This is a genomic window from Vibrio sp. G-C-1, assembly GCF_021728015.1.
Classification (GTDB): domain Bacteria; phylum Pseudomonadota; class Gammaproteobacteria; order Enterobacterales; family Vibrionaceae; genus Vibrio; species Vibrio splendidus.
In genome coordinates, this window is sequence record NZ_JAKKCR010000002.1 from 195,882 (window position 1) to 210,614 (window position 14,733).

Annotated in this window: 13 protein-coding genes; 7 read left to right on the plus strand and 6 right to left on the minus strand. The window is 42.9% G+C overall.

Annotation, left to right across the window (positions count from 1 at the left end; genetic code table 11):
- Together L3V36_RS03970 and maiA are read left to right on the plus strand one after the other, a co-directional pair.
- Nucleotides 1-1,038, plus strand: a complete 1,038-nt coding sequence (locus L3V36_RS03970; RefSeq protein WP_208774512.1) for a fumarylacetoacetate hydrolase family protein — start codon at nucleotides 1-3, stop codon at nucleotides 1,036-1,038.
- A gap of 21 nt (nucleotides 1,039-1,059) precedes the next feature.
- A complete protein-coding gene (gene maiA / locus L3V36_RS03975) occupies nucleotides 1,060-1,764 on the plus strand; it encodes a maleylacetoacetate isomerase (RefSeq protein WP_208774509.1) in 705 nt (234 codons plus the stop codon).
- Between the two features lie 210 nt (nucleotides 1,765-1,974).
- Here maiA and L3V36_RS03980 read toward each other — a convergent pair whose 3' ends face one another.
- The gene (locus tag L3V36_RS03980; protein ID WP_012601290.1) at nucleotides 1,975-2,904 is read right to left on the minus strand and encodes a carbamate kinase; all 930 of its coding nucleotides are present in this window, start codon (nucleotides 2,902-2,904) and stop codon (nucleotides 1,975-1,977) included.
- Nucleotides 2,905-3,427: 523 nt separating this feature from the next.
- Nucleotides 3,428-5,458, minus strand: a complete 2,031-nt coding sequence (locus L3V36_RS03985; RefSeq protein WP_208774507.1) for an acetoacetate--CoA ligase — start codon at nucleotides 5,456-5,458, stop codon at nucleotides 3,428-3,430.
- Between the two features lie 199 nt (nucleotides 5,459-5,657).
- Between L3V36_RS03985 and phhA the strand changes: the two genes are divergently transcribed.
- The 3 genes from phhA to L3V36_RS04000 all read left to right on the plus strand — a co-directional run bounded on the left by phhA (nucleotide 5,658) and on the right by L3V36_RS04000 (nucleotide 8,024).
- Nucleotides 5,658-6,452, plus strand: a complete 795-nt coding sequence (gene phhA, locus L3V36_RS03990; protein ID WP_208774504.1) for a phenylalanine 4-monooxygenase — start codon at nucleotides 5,658-5,660, stop codon at nucleotides 6,450-6,452.
- Complete coding sequence (locus L3V36_RS03995) at nucleotides 6,442-6,780, plus strand: 4a-hydroxytetrahydrobiopterin dehydratase (RefSeq protein WP_121602120.1); 339 nt, start codon at nucleotides 6,442-6,444, stop codon at nucleotides 6,778-6,780. Before phhA ends, L3V36_RS03995 begins: the two co-directional genes overlap by 11 nt.
- 143 nt (nucleotides 6,781-6,923) lie before the next feature.
- Nucleotides 6,924-8,024 carry a Fic family protein gene (locus L3V36_RS04000; protein WP_237296600.1) on the plus strand — a complete coding sequence of 367 codons (1,101 nt, stop codon included), beginning with the start codon at nucleotides 6,924-6,926 and terminating at the stop codon, nucleotides 8,022-8,024.
- Nucleotides 8,025-8,102: 78 nt separating this feature from the next.
- On the opposite strand, the gene L3V36_RS23925 is transcribed toward L3V36_RS04000, so the two are convergent.
- Nucleotides 8,103-8,663, minus strand: a complete 561-nt coding sequence (locus tag L3V36_RS23925; protein ID WP_338390235.1) for a GNAT family N-acetyltransferase — start codon at nucleotides 8,661-8,663, stop codon at nucleotides 8,103-8,105.
- Nucleotides 8,623-9,909 (minus strand): opine metallophore biosynthesis dehydrogenase, encoded by a 1,287-nt coding sequence (locus tag L3V36_RS04005; RefSeq protein WP_076645007.1) that lies wholly within the window; start codon nucleotides 9,907-9,909, stop codon nucleotides 8,623-8,625. Before L3V36_RS04005 ends, L3V36_RS23925 begins: the two co-directional genes overlap by 41 nt.
- 404 nt (nucleotides 9,910-10,313) lie before the next feature.
- On the opposite strand from L3V36_RS04005, the gene tnaA reads away from it, so the two are divergent.
- Complete coding sequence (tnaA, locus tag L3V36_RS04010; RefSeq protein WP_029224450.1) at nucleotides 10,314-11,729, plus strand: tryptophanase; 1,416 nt, start codon at nucleotides 10,314-10,316, stop codon at nucleotides 11,727-11,729.
- 67 nt (nucleotides 11,730-11,796) lie between these two features.
- On the opposite strand, the gene L3V36_RS04015 is transcribed toward tnaA, so the two are convergent.
- Nucleotides 11,797-12,402, minus strand: coding sequence for a winged helix-turn-helix domain-containing protein (locus L3V36_RS04015; RefSeq protein ID WP_017082924.1), 606 nt, complete (start codon nucleotides 12,400-12,402; stop codon nucleotides 11,797-11,799).
- 150 nt (nucleotides 12,403-12,552) lie between these two features.
- Entirely contained in the window at nucleotides 12,553-12,729 is a 177-nt protein-coding gene (locus L3V36_RS04020; protein WP_017082925.1) for a hypothetical protein, read from the minus strand.
- A 775-nt stretch (nucleotides 12,730-13,504) separates the two neighbouring features.
- Between L3V36_RS04020 and L3V36_RS04025 the strand changes: the two genes are divergently transcribed.
- The gene (locus L3V36_RS04025; protein WP_017091943.1) at nucleotides 13,505-14,635 is read left to right on the plus strand and encodes a carbohydrate porin; all 1,131 of its coding nucleotides are present in this window, start codon (nucleotides 13,505-13,507) and stop codon (nucleotides 14,633-14,635) included.
- Nucleotides 14,636-14,733 lie beyond the last annotated feature (98 nt).

Below are 14,733 nucleotides of genomic sequence, written 5' to 3' on the forward strand. Positions count from 1 at the left end.
ATGAAATTAGCAACCAAGAAAAATGGTACTCGTGATGGGATGTTGATGGTCGTGAGTAAAGATTTAAAGCAGTGTGTGGCTGCCACTGAAATCTTCCACGCGATGCACCTTGCACCCACCATGCAGGGGGCTTTGGATAACTGGGACAGCGTGGCTTCTCAGTTAGAAGAGTTATACACCTCGTTAAACAACGGGCATGTGACAGGCAGTGAAGTCTTTGCACCTCAGTATTGTGAATCACCTCTGCCACGCGCATATCAATGGGCTGATGGCAGTGCTTATGTAAACCATGTTGAGCTTGTACGTAAAGCGCGTGGTGCTGAAATGCCAGAAAGCTTCTGGGTCGATCCATTAATGTATCAAGGCGGCTCAGATGCCTTTATCGGCCCTCGTGACAACATCGAATTTGCCAGCGATGAGTGGGGTATAGATTTCGAAGGAGAAGTCGCGATTGTAACTGGTGACGTCCCTATGGGCGCAAGTGCTAAACAAGCGCATGATTCGATTCGTTTACTGATGTTGGTGAACGATGTGTCACTGCGTGGCTTGATTCCCGCTGAGCTCGCGAAGGGCTTTGGCTTCTTCCAGTCTAAACCGTCTTCGGCGTTTTCTCCGGTTGCCGTCACACCCGATGAACTTGGTGAACAATGGAAAGGCAGTAAGGTACATTTACCGTTGATATCGACCTACAACGACCAGCCTTTTGGTTGTCCGAATGCGGGCGTCGATATGACTTTCAACTTTGCTGAACTAGTAGTCCATGCCGCGAAAACTCGCCCACTATCTGCCGGTGCAATCATCGGTTCAGGCACGGTTTCTAATAAGCAAGGGACTGACCACGGCACCTCAATTGCCGAAGGCGGTGTGGGTTATTCATGTATTGCCGAAGTGCGAATGATTGAGACGATTCGAGATGGCAAGCCGTCGACTCAATTCATGTCGTTTGGTGACTCGATCAAGCTTGAGATGTTTGATGCGGCGGGTGACTCTATTTTTGGTGCGATAGACCAAAAAGTGAGCCAGTATCGAGCGCTATAATCCACATAATAGGATTTCTGTATGAGCGAGAGCGTCGTGAACAAGAACATTATACTTTACGGTTACTGGCGCTCGTCCGCAGCCTATCGAGTGCGTATTGGATTGAACCTAAAGCAACTCAACTATGAGTCGAAATCGGTGCATTTGGTGCGTAATGGCGGCGAGCAACATGACCCACAATATCGCGATCTCAATGCCAGTGAACTAGTGCCTGTGCTGGTGGATGGTGAAGTTCAACTCAATCAGTCGTTGGTTATTCTTCAATATCTCGATGAACACTACATGTGTGAGAGCAGCCCAGACACCTCGCTGATTCCAGAGCAAGTGCCGCTGCGTTATCAAGCGTTGGCAATGGCTCAGGATATTGCGATGGAAATTCACCCTCTTAATAACCTGCGTGTGCTGCAGTATTTGGAGCGAGAGTTGTCGTGTGAGCAAGAGGCGAAAATAGACTGGCTTCACTATTGGATGAGCCAAGGTTTTTCGGCGTTAGAAGAGAAGCTGGCCAAACACCGAAAAACACACGGTGATTCGGTGTATAGCCTCACAGATTCGCCTTGTATCGTCGATATCTGCTTAGTGCCGCAAGTATACAACGCACTGCGCTTTGATCTTGATATGTCGCCGTTTCCGCTAATTAATTCGATTGTCGAAGCGTGTAACCAGTTACCCGCGTTTATTGAGGCGATGCCAGAGAACCAAGCGGATGCGAATGAGTCCATGTAGATTCACTGTGTAAACGCAAATACTTTTCCCTTGCGCTAACAAACCGTTTCTTGAAAGAAGCGGTTTCCAAAATTAAATATATTAAATGCAGTAAGCGTATGAATATTTATTCCGTTTAGCACTAATATGGACCTAATAAAAAAGCCTCGTTATTAAATAAGAGGCTTTAACCCAAAGTTTTATATTAGTGGTGTTTATCACTCGATAATATTAGTAATAAACAATACCTTCGCCTTTCGTTATCAGAGTGCCAGCTTCATTGGTAATTATTTTATCTAAATCAAATAATGAACCAATCGCCGCATTACCCAAGCCAGCTTCAACGAATTTACAAACGGCATCAATTTTTGGCCCCATAGAACCAGCAGGGAATGAAAACTCTGCTAAACCAGCAGGCGTTGCTTGCTTCATTTCTGCTTGGTCTTCTTTACCATAGTTACGGAAAATTGAACCATCGGTTAAGATAATAAATAGGTCAGCATGGATTTTTTCAGCCAGTAATTCAGCCGTAAGATCTTTGTCAATCACGCACTCTACGCCAGTACTCTTACCCTGTTCAATACTCACGGGAACACCGCCGCCGCCACAAGCGATAACAAGGTTTTCTGTATCTAGAAGAGTTTCAATTTGCTGAATTTCAACAATGCTTTTTGGCATAGGAGAAGGCACAACGCGACGGTAGTACTCGCCATCAGCTTTAAATTGCATTGTGCTTTGAGCCATTAACTCTTTGGCTCGTTGCTCTGTATATACAGGGCCAACAAATTTAGTCGGGTTAGCAAACGCAGGGTCTTTTTTGCATACTTCAGTTTGCGTGACTAGCGTCGCTACGTCTAATTCAGGGTCAATGTTTCTTAGCTCTTGTTGTAACATGTAGCCCACCATGCCACAGGTTTGAGAGCCGAGTACATCCATTGGGTATGGGGTCGTCTCTGGCGAATATTCGCTATAAGCCGCGTTTTGTTCCATCAACAAGCCTACTTGTGGGCCATTACCATGAACGATAACAATCTCATGCTCGCGTGCGATTGCAGCAATACTCGCCGCTGATTTGATTATATTTTCACGTTGGTTCTCAGCCGTTAATGCTTGGCCTCTTGCTAAAAGAGCGTTACCGCCTAAAGCTAATACTATGCGCATGATAATGTCTCCGATCATTTAATAATGATTTTATTTTACGTAGGGATTAACCACTTGTTTCTAATTAAATTCAAGCTTATTAATAACAATGACTAGGTTTTTAATTACTCTTAAGTAATTAACATGCCGAGATAGTATGGGAAAATAACCGTCCTAAATGTGATAGCTATCAAATTATTATTTCACTAGTAATGGAGCTGTGGAAATGGGAGTTATTGCAATTCGATTAAATATCCATAAGCTTGGATACAATCCAGTGGTGGACTCTTTTTTCGTATAAATGATTCGTCTTTAGTGAATATTATCTCTGGCTATAAAATGATTAATTTTCAAATTTTGTTCTAAATATGACGTTCAGATCGCATTTAGATCTTTAGAAAAGGTACGGGGCCAAACTGATGAGAGGGTTCATGAGCTTAAATAGTGGCTTCGATTCGGTTTTCAATCGGCTGCCTTTACTCCAGATGTTATCTGACAGCCAAGTGAAAAGTGGAGATAGCTTGCTACGTTCTAGGCCTAATCGCTAAAGCGAAACAACGCGCTTTATCTCTTCCAAGACCTCGGCGTTAGCGATTGCTCCGAGGTTTTCTACATCTTTGCCATTCACGACCTGTTTCACTGCTAGCTCCACAAGCTTGCCCGACCGTGTTTTTGGCACATCGCTGATCGCAAATATCTGGCTTGGCACATGCCTTGGTGAACAAGATGACTTGAGTTTACTCTTGATGGCGGCCAATAGCGTTTCATTTAGAATCACACCTTGCTGCAGTTGAACAAACAGCCAAATCTGCTCATTGCGGTCGACATCTTTACCGACTGCGATGGAATCGATGATGCCCTCAATGGTGTTCACTTGCTGGTAGATTTCAGCGGTACCAATTCGCACACCACAGGGGTTGAGTGTGGTGTCGCCTCGCCCATAGAACAAATAGCCACCATGCAGGCTCTGTGCGACTTCGTCACCGTGATGCCACACATTGTCGAACCTATCCCAATAGGTGCTGTGGTAGCGCTCTCCGGTGTCATTCCAGAAGCCGGCAGGGAAGTTGGGTAAGGAGTTGGTGCATACTAGCTCGCCTCGTTCTTGATTGACCTTTTGGCCAGAAGAGTTGAACACTTTGATGTCGACGCCGAGCCCGGCCTGTTGGCATTCACCGCGATACACAGGGGAGATAGGGTTGCCTAAAACAAAGCAGCCACAAATATCCGTGCCGCCAGAAATGGACGCTAAATGCAGATCTTGTTTGATGTGTTTGTAGACGTAATCGAACTGCTCTGGGTAGAGTACAGAACCGGTCGAGCACAGTGTTCTTAATTTAGGAAGGTTGTGACTGTCGATCGGTGAGAGTTCCGCTTTCTCAATCGCTTCTAGGTACTTGGCTGAGGTGCCAAATATCGATACATCAGCTCGCTGCGCTAAATCCCACAGAACGTTAGGTTGCGGATAAACTGGGCTGCCATCAAAGATCACCAAACAAGCCCTGCTGGCGAGTGCAGAGACGTGCCAGTTCCACATCATCCAACCACAAGTGGTGTAATAGAACACGCGATCGTTGGGCTTTATATCGCAATGAAGTTGATGCTCTTTTAGGTGATTGATGATGGTGCCGCCAACAGAATGCACAATGCATTTAGGCTTGCCCGTTGTGCCGGAAGAGTAGAGTACAAAAAGTGGTTCATTGAAGTTCACATGAGTGAATCGAAGAGGTTTTGGCTGATAGTGATTAATGATGCTGTGCCAGCTTTGGATCGACACATCATGTTCAACTTTGTTTTTCCTTAAATCGCTCTTCTCTAAACCGCTCTTCTCTAAATCATTGTTCGGTTTCAAGTAACTGATCTGACACACCTGTTTTAATTCGTTTAAGTGTTCGATGATTTCACGGTTCTTGTCCGTCATATCGAACATTTTGCCATTGAAGGTGTAACCGTCACAGGTGAACAACACTTTGGGTTTCACTTGGCCAAATCGCTCAATCACACTCTCGACGCCAAAGTCAGGTGAGGTTGATGTCCAAATCGCCCCCAAGCTGGTGGTCGCTAGCATTGCGACCACGGTTTGTGGCAGATAAGGGGTATAAGCGGCGACCACATCGCCTTGTTGAACACCACAATCAACGAGCCATTGTTGAATGTTAGAGACTTCCTCACAAAGGTTTTTCCATGTGTAGCTTTGCTGCTCGCCACGTTCATTTTCAAACCAAATCGCAAGCTCGTTTGGCAACGTTTTGGCTGAATGCAGCAAGTTTTCTGCGTAGTTAACTTGAGCATTCGGAAACCACACCGCATCGCGATTTGATTTCGGCTGCTGCCAGCGGCTCTCACCTTGATTTTTGGTGTCACCTCCTTGCAAACCGACCATTCCACAAAACTGCCACACGTTTTGCCAAAACGACTCCGGCTGATCCACAGACCATTGATGAAGCTCCGCGTAGTTTTTCAATTCCCGCTCGAGTACGCCCTGCTGATCAAGGCTATCAATGAATTGGGTTACGTTGGCGTCTGCGATGCGCTGTTCGCAGGGCTGCCAAACTGGCTTATTGTTTTCGTGCATTCCTTTACCTTTAACAAAAAGTTAACGTTTTCAGTCTGGTATTTAGGTTTTACAAAGTCAAAAGATCAGCAAAATAAGGGGTTAGCGGAATCGTGTAAATAAAATGTTACACGACCGCTTGTTTCGAAAAATCGCGCAAATTGGCGGATATAAGGAGTGGAGATAGGCTTAAAGGGAGACATTCGAAAGGAGGTGTGTAATGACTCAATATCATTCTAAGCCCGTGAGCCAAGAGGGATGGGTTGAGTGGAGCCTCGAAGAAGACGCCATTTGGCACGACTTAGTGAAAAGGCAACTGGACGTCATTAACGACCGCGCATGCGATGCCTATTTACACGGTTTAACCCTGCTGGATCTGCCATTAGACAGAGTTCCCCAGCTTCCAGAGATAAACAAAGTGCTAATGGAAACAACAGGTTGGCAGGTACAGCCTGTGCCTGCATTGATCGATTTCGATCGTTTCTTTGATTTGCTCGCCAATAAGAAATTCCCAGTGGCGACATTTTTGAGAACGCGAGATGAGTTCGATTACTTACAAGAACCTGATTTCTTTCATGAAATTTTCGGCCATTGTGCCATGCTCACCAATGCCGATTTTGCGACATTCACTGAGCATTACGGAAAACTAGGCCAAGCAGCGACAGCCAAACAACGCGCGTATCTGGCCCGTTTGTATTGGTTTACGGTCGAGTTCGGTTTAGTAAAAGAAGGCGATAGGCTGAAAATCTATGGCGGCGGCATTCTTTCGTCTCCGGCGGAAACCATGTATGCGTTGGGAGGGGATTTGGCCGTTCGCGAGCGGTTCGATCTGCAAACGGTTTTGAGAACCCCTTATCGCATCGACATCATACAACCGAAATATTATGTGATTGATGAGCTGTCTGAGCTATTTAAAATCAGTCAGGAAAACCTAGTACAGCAAGCTGATCTCGCGATAGACGAGGGATTACTACCACCACTTTTTGAACCCAAGGAACCAACACATGTTGAATGAACAAAAATGCGAAGCCTGCAGTATCGACGCGATTGCCCTAAGTAAAGACGAGCAACAGTCTTTGCTGTTGGAGTTGTCTGACTGGCAAATCATCGAAAGAGACGGCATCCCACAGCTTGAGAAGGTGTTCAAGTTTAGGAACTATAAACAAGCATGGGCATTCAGCAATAAAGTGTCAGAGTTGGCAGAAGAAGAATTCCATCACCCTTCGATCTTATTGGAGTGGGGCAAAGTCACCGTCACTTGGTGGAGCCACTCAATCAAAGGCCTACACAAAAACGACTTCATCTGCGCCTCACGCTGCGATGTGTTCTCGGAGAGTGAATAGTCCTTCTGGGCTGGGGAAGGACTTCTCCAGCCTCAATGATTTGAATACCCCATTATTCGACTCATTTTATGATTTGAATAATGAGCTTAAACAGCTCATAATATGATTTGAATAAGTGATACTTTCGCATCATGGGGCGTAATATGTGGATTTGGCAGCAAGATAATTGGCCAAACTTTGTTTGGGATAATCAGAGAATAGGCGTGAGGTTAAGAGAAGTACGGCTTAATCAGGGCATCCTATTAGGCAAGATAACCTCTCAATCCGCAGACCAAACGCAAACAATGCTCGATACTTTGCTAGCGAACATTGTCCACTCCAGTGCGATAGAGGGAGAAAAGCTAAATGCCTTCTCTGTTCGTTCTTCTTTAGCTAACAAACTTGGCGTGAGCGAAGAGCGACCTTTTCCTACGACAGAACAAACTGATGGCTTAGCCGAAATTATGTTGGATGCCGTGCAGAACCTCACTGAGCCATTAGCGCTTGATAGGATTTTGCATTGGCACGATAGGCTGTTTCCTCAAGGTTACACCATGTTTAACCCTGTAATCGGAGGTCAGCTAAGAGGTGATACTCCCATGCAAGTGGTATCGGGAAGAATTGACCGTCCGACCGTACATTTTGAAGCACCTAGCCGAGACATTCTTGATGCTGAGTTAGATGCGTTTATCACATGGTTCAATGATTCACTTACCGACGCTACACTCGATCCCTTACTTAGAGCTGCGATAACTCACCTTTGGTTTATCACCTTACACCCGTTAGATGATGGTAATGGTCGTATTACTCGATTGTTGACTGACTTGGCGTTAGCACAGGCCGAGCAGCAGTCGGTACGTTTCTATGCGATGTCGGTGGGGATTCTCGCTAACCGCAAGCATTACTACGAGATATTGGAGCGAACCCAGAAAGGTGGACTCGATATTAGCGAATGGTTGATGTGGTTCTTAGATACGTTAGACGAGACGTTTACAGGCGTTTTCGCTGAGGTTGATCAAACCGTTTATAAGACTAACTATTGGCGAAGTATCGACCAAACTAAGCTTACAACAGAGCAAGTAAAAGTGTTGAATAGGATGCTCGATGGTGATTTTTCAGAAGGTATCAATGCCAGTCAATATCAGAAAGTAGCAAAGGTGAGCAGCGCCACAGCAACACGTCATTTGAACGCTTTGATTGAGCATGGCTGCTTAGTTAAATCTGGTTCTGGCGGACGAAGCACGCGGTACTTATTACCAAAGTAAGTGATAGACGTTCGTGTCGCAAGTTGCCGATATTAATCTGAATATCGGCGACTGTTAGCGGCTTTTAGAGATAACTCTTTAGTGCGCAGATTTGTATTTTTTCCAATAATCAAAGCTGTTAAGTAATGCTAATTCGATACCTTTTCCATGGTATTTGTACGACACATAAAATCGTTCTATATAAGCGTAGAACTGAGGTGTATGCTGTGAAATTATTGATCTTTTTTGTGCGTGGACACTAACCATGAGGTAACCCACAACTGTCTTTTTCTTTGTTTCAGCGACAAAAAAATAGACATTTTTATTGTTCAGCTTCTCCTTGAGTAATGACTCCGTGAAAAGTAAATCAATGATTCTTAACTTACTTAAGTTGTAGTCACTTAAACTGTATTTGTTCCTATCTTTATTCGAATGACTAATATTACTGTGGCTGCCGGTTAATTGTTCGTGACACAAAGCATTGATAGAGAATAGATCGTTGAGAGTCGCTTTTCTAATTAACACCTTAAATCTCCTTTTTCTACGGTTATTCTTCTGACGCAAAACGTCTAAGATGCTAAGTAACTGATTAGAATAACCACTAGTAATTAAACTTAATTTATTGGCAGATAGACGTTTTTGTATGTTCGTAATATTCATCCGCGCGCTGTTTTAGTGCTTGGATTAAAGCACTTGGCAAGTTCCTTTCTTTTATCCAATGTTCAAATACTTCTATTGATTGAAATGTTCCAGACGAGATTAGATTGGAGTGTTGAGCTAGGTGATTTAACCAGTAAAGTGTTTGCAGAGCTTCCAGTGGATTTTTGGGGAGTTGTAGCTTTCCTTTTCTGACTTGTCCCTTGATATAAGGCTTCGCTGAATCGTCAAAAACTCTGCTGTTGTGTTCGGATTCGGAAAGTGGGTCTGGATTAATCAGCATTGAGCTATATCGTACGTAGAGTAGGTATTCCTGTTCTACTTGATCAAGCTCGTTGAAAGAATCGATTTTATCCTTAGGAATTGTCGTTTCATGTACTCGGTGATGTTCATCATTTAACAACAGCAACAGGTTAATTGGTTGAGCTGAGTAATGTTCAAGTAGGCGAGACACTGACTTCCAATGAAGCAGTAAATTCCGAATCAAACCTATGGTGATTGGCCCTTCTGGGTACAGCTTATACATGTACTTAACTTCGTCTTCATTAGACAAAATATGATCTAATGCAAACGTATTGATAAAAAAAACAGGGTGTACATAAGTAGCAATATTTCTGCCTTCCACACTGAACGGGTTATCTAAAGGGATGACTTGCACATCAACCTTTTCTAAGGCGTTTCGCAAGGCGTTCAATAAAACATCATTGGATTCGGATAGGTAAAGGTAAACCCTTTTTTTTACTGTTTTGGTTATGACGGTAAGCGGGTGTTTCTGCGTTGGGTTAGAGGTAAAATAAGAGGTCGCAAAATAGTTAGAGAATAGGATTATATTTGGAGATGCTCCTATCTTTTTTAACATCCCTTTTAAAATAAGACATCCACCAATCATTGAAGACATAAGAATGATTTGTTTTAAATTCTTTAAGCAAAGCTCAGAAAAGGAAGACAATACGTCGCAATAGGTGTGAGCAGGAGTGGCTAAAACTAAAGTATCCCAATAGGAGGGAAGGGGAGATAATTCAGTATAGAACTCATTAAATCTAACTAGCCCGACGAGCGGTGCTAATTGTGGTTTGTTTACCTCGCAACTAGCTAAGTACCCATGTTGTTTCATTAGTCTTTTTCTAGTTTCCCATTGATGGGAACTCTTGCTGATGAGGGCTATTTTTTGACTAAAAGGAGCTAGGATTTGGCTCGTTTGAATACCGGCAGGGCCGGCACCAACAACCAATGTGTTGCCTAAAATCATGATGTGACTCTCAATGTGAATGTTTTCTTTAAATACCTTTCGGCATCTTCGCTGTTTTATTCTCAATAACACCACTTCATCGTGGCAATTTAAAACTTCGTTGTTTATTTAATTATTATTATTAATTGAGGTGAAACCATCTTCTTGAGGAAGAATGTTTCATAGATTCTGATGCTTTATTTAAAGTTGTTTGGGGTAGGCCATCGATTAATTAATCGTTAATTTACGCTGAAATTAATACCCTGCCGTATTTATTTGATTCATTTTGATTGGGTTGGAGAGGGTCGGTTGAGGTATCTAGTATCGCTGGAATGCTTCACCTACGTCTAACCAACTTATCCTTAAGAATCAAAATGTCTGGAGAGATACCTATGTCAGCAACTAGCAATAACCAAGAACAGCCAATGGATTCACACTATTTGCCAGAGCCTTATCGAATTAGGGTGATCGAGCCTGTTAAAAGAACAACGGAACGTGAGCGAGAACAGGCGCTAATGAAAGCGGGATATAACCCTTTCTTGTTGGATAGCGACAAAGTGTTTATTGATCTCTTGACCGACAGTGGAACGGGAGCTGTCACGCAGGAGATGCAGTCTGCAATGCTAAGGGGAGATGAGGCGTACAGTGGCAGTCGAAGTTATCGAACGCTTAGCCAAGCGGTAAAAGACATCTTTGGCTATCAGTTTACTATTCCTACACACCAAGGACGTGGTGCCGAGCAGTTATATGTCCCTGCCCTGATTAACAAACGTGAGCGAGATCAGGGGCTCGAACGAGGCAAAATGGCCGCATTTTCAAATTATTTTTTTGATACTACTCAAGGGCACACTCAGCATAATAATTGTCGAGTGATCAACGTTCCTTCACCTGAAGCTTTTAATACTGAAATTAAGAGTGATTTTAAAGGTAATTTTGACTTGGAAGCACTCGCGGCAGGAATCGAAGAGATCGGTGCTAAAAATGTGCCCTATATCGTAAGTACGATTACTTGTAACTCTGCAGGTGGTCAGCCTGTTTCTCTTGCCAATTTGAAGGCTGTTTATGAATTAGCGCAGTCTCACGATATTCCAGTTGTTATGGACTGTGCCCGATTCGCAGAGAACGCTTACTTTGTTAAGCAGCGTGAAGAGGGCTATGCCGACTGGAGTGTTCAAGAGATAACTAGCGAAGCTTTTAAATATGCAGATCTCTTTGCTATGTCAGCGAAAAAAGATGCCATGGTTCCTATTGGTGGGCTACTCGCTTTCAAAGACGATAGCTTCTTAGATGTGCAGTTGGAATGCAAAACACTATGTGTGTTATTGGAGGGCTTTCCAACATATGGGGGTCTAGAAGGTGGAGCGATGGAACGTTTGGCTGTTGGACTTTATGATGGAATGGAAGAAGACTGGTTAGCATCACGTTTGCAGCAAGTCGAATACTTAGTGAACGGCCTAGAAGCGTTAGGGGTCCGTTGCCAGCAAGCGGGTGGGCATGCTGCCTTTGTTGATGCCGGTGCATTATTACCTCATATCTCACCAGAACAGTTTCCTGGACATGCTTTGTCTTGTGAGCTTTATAAAGTGGCAGGTATTCGAGGTGCAGAAATCGGTTCTTTATTACTAGGGTGTGATCCTGAAACAGGAAAGCAGCTTCCTTGCCCGGCTGAATTGTTTCGTTTAGCTATTCCCAGAGCAACCTATACACAGGCCCACCTTGATTACATTATTGCTGCTTTTAAAGAAGTGAAGAAACGTGCTTCATCAATTGCAGGTTTAAAGTTTACTTATGAGCCTAAGGTATTGAGACACTTTAACGCTACATTGGAACCTGCACTTTAAGTTGTGCCCCTTTGCACACAGCAAAGGGGCTACCTCTCTTTTATCTGAAAAATTCAAGCAACGAGGGTTATGGGTTAGCGTGATAGTTTTTCTGGGGCTGAGAAGCTAAGTTGTTTTGAGAGGCTAAGATGAATTGAAGTTCATCCTTTTTAGTTAGGCAGATTTGGCTCGATTGGTTATTGACGTTGACGTTGACGATGTCAAATTCGTGCCAGAAGTAGAAATAGCTGATTATTAGTACAGAGAGGATGGTGGAAGATAGGCCAACAAGAGCCCATTGGTAGAGTCTTAAGTAGTTAGAACGAGGTAACTTTATCTGTTTCGGTGGGTCTAGCGAAGTTTCAAACTCAGGAATGTGGATCTTGTAACCTTTTCTTGGAACATTTACGATTTTGATACTATCAAGTTCTAAGACTTTTCTGAGGTTGGTAATAGCGACTGGCAAAGAGTTAGGGCCGATGATATCCGGGTTCCCCCACGCAGCAATGATCAGCTCTTCTTTAGTCGAAATAAATTCTTCTTTTTGGATCAGAGTTTCTAATATGCAGCTTTCAGGTAGAGTGATTGAAAATGATTTTTGATTACTGAGGAGGAGTTGAGCCCCCGATTCGTCTCTTTGCAGTACACAATTACCTATAGGCAGTTTTACGTTGTCCAGTTGTACTCTTAACATAGTGTTTCTCCATATACCTAGAGAAGGGGGATTAAATTGCACCCCTAGGATTTTATATAATGGCTCATATTTTGAATATTATTAATAAATTTGTGAATAAAATTTTAATTGAAGTGTAAGTTTTTTGCACATTAGATGGTGCTATCTGTTTTATATAAAACTGAACGTGAGATTTTTACCTCCTTTGTTTTCTAAGTAGATCTTCATCCAACGCCAGTCATTGTCCTTACAGGCTTTAAAGGTGCAATGAACATTTTTGCCCTCAACGATCTCGTTGTCGCAGAAGTCGATAAATGATTGGAAAGAACGGCATATAAGTGTGTCCATAAATTCGTAATCCTTTTGAGAATTTATTCATATAAATCTTCTTGATTTTATCTTTAGAGACGACGTAGTTTTAATAAAAAATGATTATTAATTACCTCCAGACACCTCTTTCATACAGGAAAGGAGGACGAGATAGACTCTGACTTATAGGATTGAATTATAATTATGCACTTTGATTGTTCTGGGCGTGGGGGGGGAGATGCGGGATTTAATAAAGGCTCTCGCTTCATTTATTAGTTATAAATTATTGGAAGATTTGTCAGGTCGCTCGCATAATTTTACCGTTGGTTCTTAGGAACCAGCGACTCTTGCATTTTGCCAAATCTTTTGGGCACATAAGGATGAAGTCACCCTCTATATATTTGATAGCAAAGTTCCCCAAAACCAACTTTGTTATTCATTACTGGGCAGTGTTACTTGTAGTCGTCCTATTTTTAAGTGACCAAGATCATATCAGAAACTCTGTCATTTTCCTTCTTACAAACAAACATGTTTTGCTGTTCAATACGTTAAACGGAGCCACTCCATTTTAGGTGAACCTTGTTTGGTTAAGGCTTTTAGACCTGATTGAAACTTTTCCTATACGCTGTTGTGTAACATCTGTATTTCCCCTTTCACTTTCTGTTTGTGCAAGGAGAAAAGTTGATAAAGATGAGCCCATAAATTACCCATTAATTACAAGAATTCATTTTTCAAATCCCTCTTAATACCTTCTGACTAACAAAAGTTGAGCCGAGCTGTACAACTACCATGACAACAACAGGAAGTTATTGATATGAGCGAGAATGTACCATTTACGAAAAAGACAAAGCGTTTTTGGCTAACGCTTTTGGGAGCCGTAATGTTTGTCGTTGGCACGCCAACCTTGACGAATGCGGCTGAAGATAAAGCTCTAAAGGGAGCTGTGGATTATTATGTTTATGGTTTAACGTCCAGTGAGAGCTTGCCGAACAAAGACAGCAGTGCGGCAGCTGGTATTGCACGGATTACATTGAATTGGCTAGCTTACCAAAAAGAGAGTGATACCGGAGCTTTGCAGCTGAGGGTTGATCATAAGCACGGTTATACAGATAGTACGCCCTCTGAATTTGTCATGGGTAATGTCGGAGGGTTTGGCTTAATCCAACCAGCTTTTAGTGATATAGGTTTAAGGTTAACGAATCTTTATTGGACACAAACCTTTAATAAACAATCTACCGATATGATGGTTGGTTTTTTAGATACGACTGATTATGTTGATACTTATCAGTTGGGTAACCCTTACTATGGTTTTTCTAACTTACAGTTTAGTACCGGTTCCGGTTCCATCCCAATCCCAGATGAATCAACATTCGGCGGTGTTCTACGCCATATGATGTCGGAAAACTATTATTTTTATGCAAGTTTCTCTGATGCAAAAGCTGATTCGACTAAGCCTTTCGATGGTGTTGAACAGTTCATCAATGATAATCAATATTTTAAGTCCCTAGAAATAGGTTGGGTGGAGTCGAAAGACGATTTTTATTTGAAGAATTCACACCTAACAGTTTGGCACAGTGATGGGCCAAAAGAGCAAGCTAGCGAAAACTATGGCGCAAATTGGTCATCCATATATAAAACCGGCTCATGGATACCATTTTTCAGAGCCGGTGTCGCGCAAGGACCTGAGGCTCTATACAAATCTTCGGTCGTGTTTGGCACAGGATATAGTGGGGTAGGGCCTGGCACGCTTGGTATCGCTCTAGGTTGGGCTAAGCCTAATGCCGAACTAGATGATTCTTATAATTCAGAAATCTATTACCGCATGAATTGGGGGGCTCTCTCGTTAACTCCTAATGTGCAATATCTTCACACTTTACCGTTTAACTCAAAAGCCGATGACAGTTGGATTATAGGTTTAAGAGGCAACCTTCACTTCGGTTTTTAATGTAAGCCAAGCCGCTCTTTCCTAGATCACAACGGGAGAGCGGCTCTTTACGATGAGGCTTCAAATCGGTACCTAGAAATTAAATTAATTACCAATAA

What these genes read in the sequence shown, in the direction of transcription:
- L3V36_RS04005 (WP_076645007.1), bottom strand. Translation starts at nt 9,909, where the DNA reads ATGATTTTAGGCAACACATTGGTTGTTGGTGCCGGCCCTGCCGGTATT.
- L3V36_RS04020 (WP_017082925.1), bottom strand. Translation starts at nt 12,729, where the DNA reads ATGGACACACTTATATGCCGTTCTTTCCAATCATTTATCGACTTCTGC.
- L3V36_RS23925 (WP_338390235.1), bottom strand. Translation starts at nt 8,663, where the DNA reads ATGAATATTACGAACATACAAAAACGTCTATCTGCCAATAAATTAAGT.
- phhA (WP_208774504.1), top strand. Translation starts at nt 5,658, where the DNA reads ATGACTCAATATCATTCTAAGCCCGTGAGCCAAGAGGGATGGGTTGAG.
- L3V36_RS03970 (WP_208774512.1), top strand. Translation starts at nt 1, where the DNA reads ATGAAATTAGCAACCAAGAAAAATGGTACTCGTGATGGGATGTTGATG.
- maiA (WP_208774509.1), top strand. Translation starts at nt 1,060, where the DNA reads ATGAGCGAGAGCGTCGTGAACAAGAACATTATACTTTACGGTTACTGG.
- L3V36_RS03980 (WP_012601290.1), bottom strand. Translation starts at nt 2,904, where the DNA reads ATGCGCATAGTATTAGCTTTAGGCGGTAACGCTCTTTTAGCAAGAGGC.
- L3V36_RS03995 (WP_121602120.1), top strand. Translation starts at nt 6,442, where the DNA reads ATGTTGAATGAACAAAAATGCGAAGCCTGCAGTATCGACGCGATTGCC.
- L3V36_RS04000 (WP_237296600.1), top strand. Translation starts at nt 6,924, where the DNA reads ATGTGGATTTGGCAGCAAGATAATTGGCCAAACTTTGTTTGGGATAAT.
- L3V36_RS03985 (WP_208774507.1), bottom strand. Translation starts at nt 5,458, where the DNA reads ATGCACGAAAACAATAAGCCAGTTTGGCAGCCCTGCGAACAGCGCATC.
- L3V36_RS04025 (WP_017091943.1), top strand. Translation starts at nt 13,505, where the DNA reads ATGAGCGAGAATGTACCATTTACGAAAAAGACAAAGCGTTTTTGGCTA.
- tnaA (WP_029224450.1), top strand. Translation starts at nt 10,314, where the DNA reads ATGGATTCACACTATTTGCCAGAGCCTTATCGAATTAGGGTGATCGAG.
- L3V36_RS04015 (WP_017082924.1), bottom strand. Translation starts at nt 12,402, where the DNA reads ATGTTAAGAGTACAACTGGACAACGTAAAACTGCCTATAGGTAATTGT.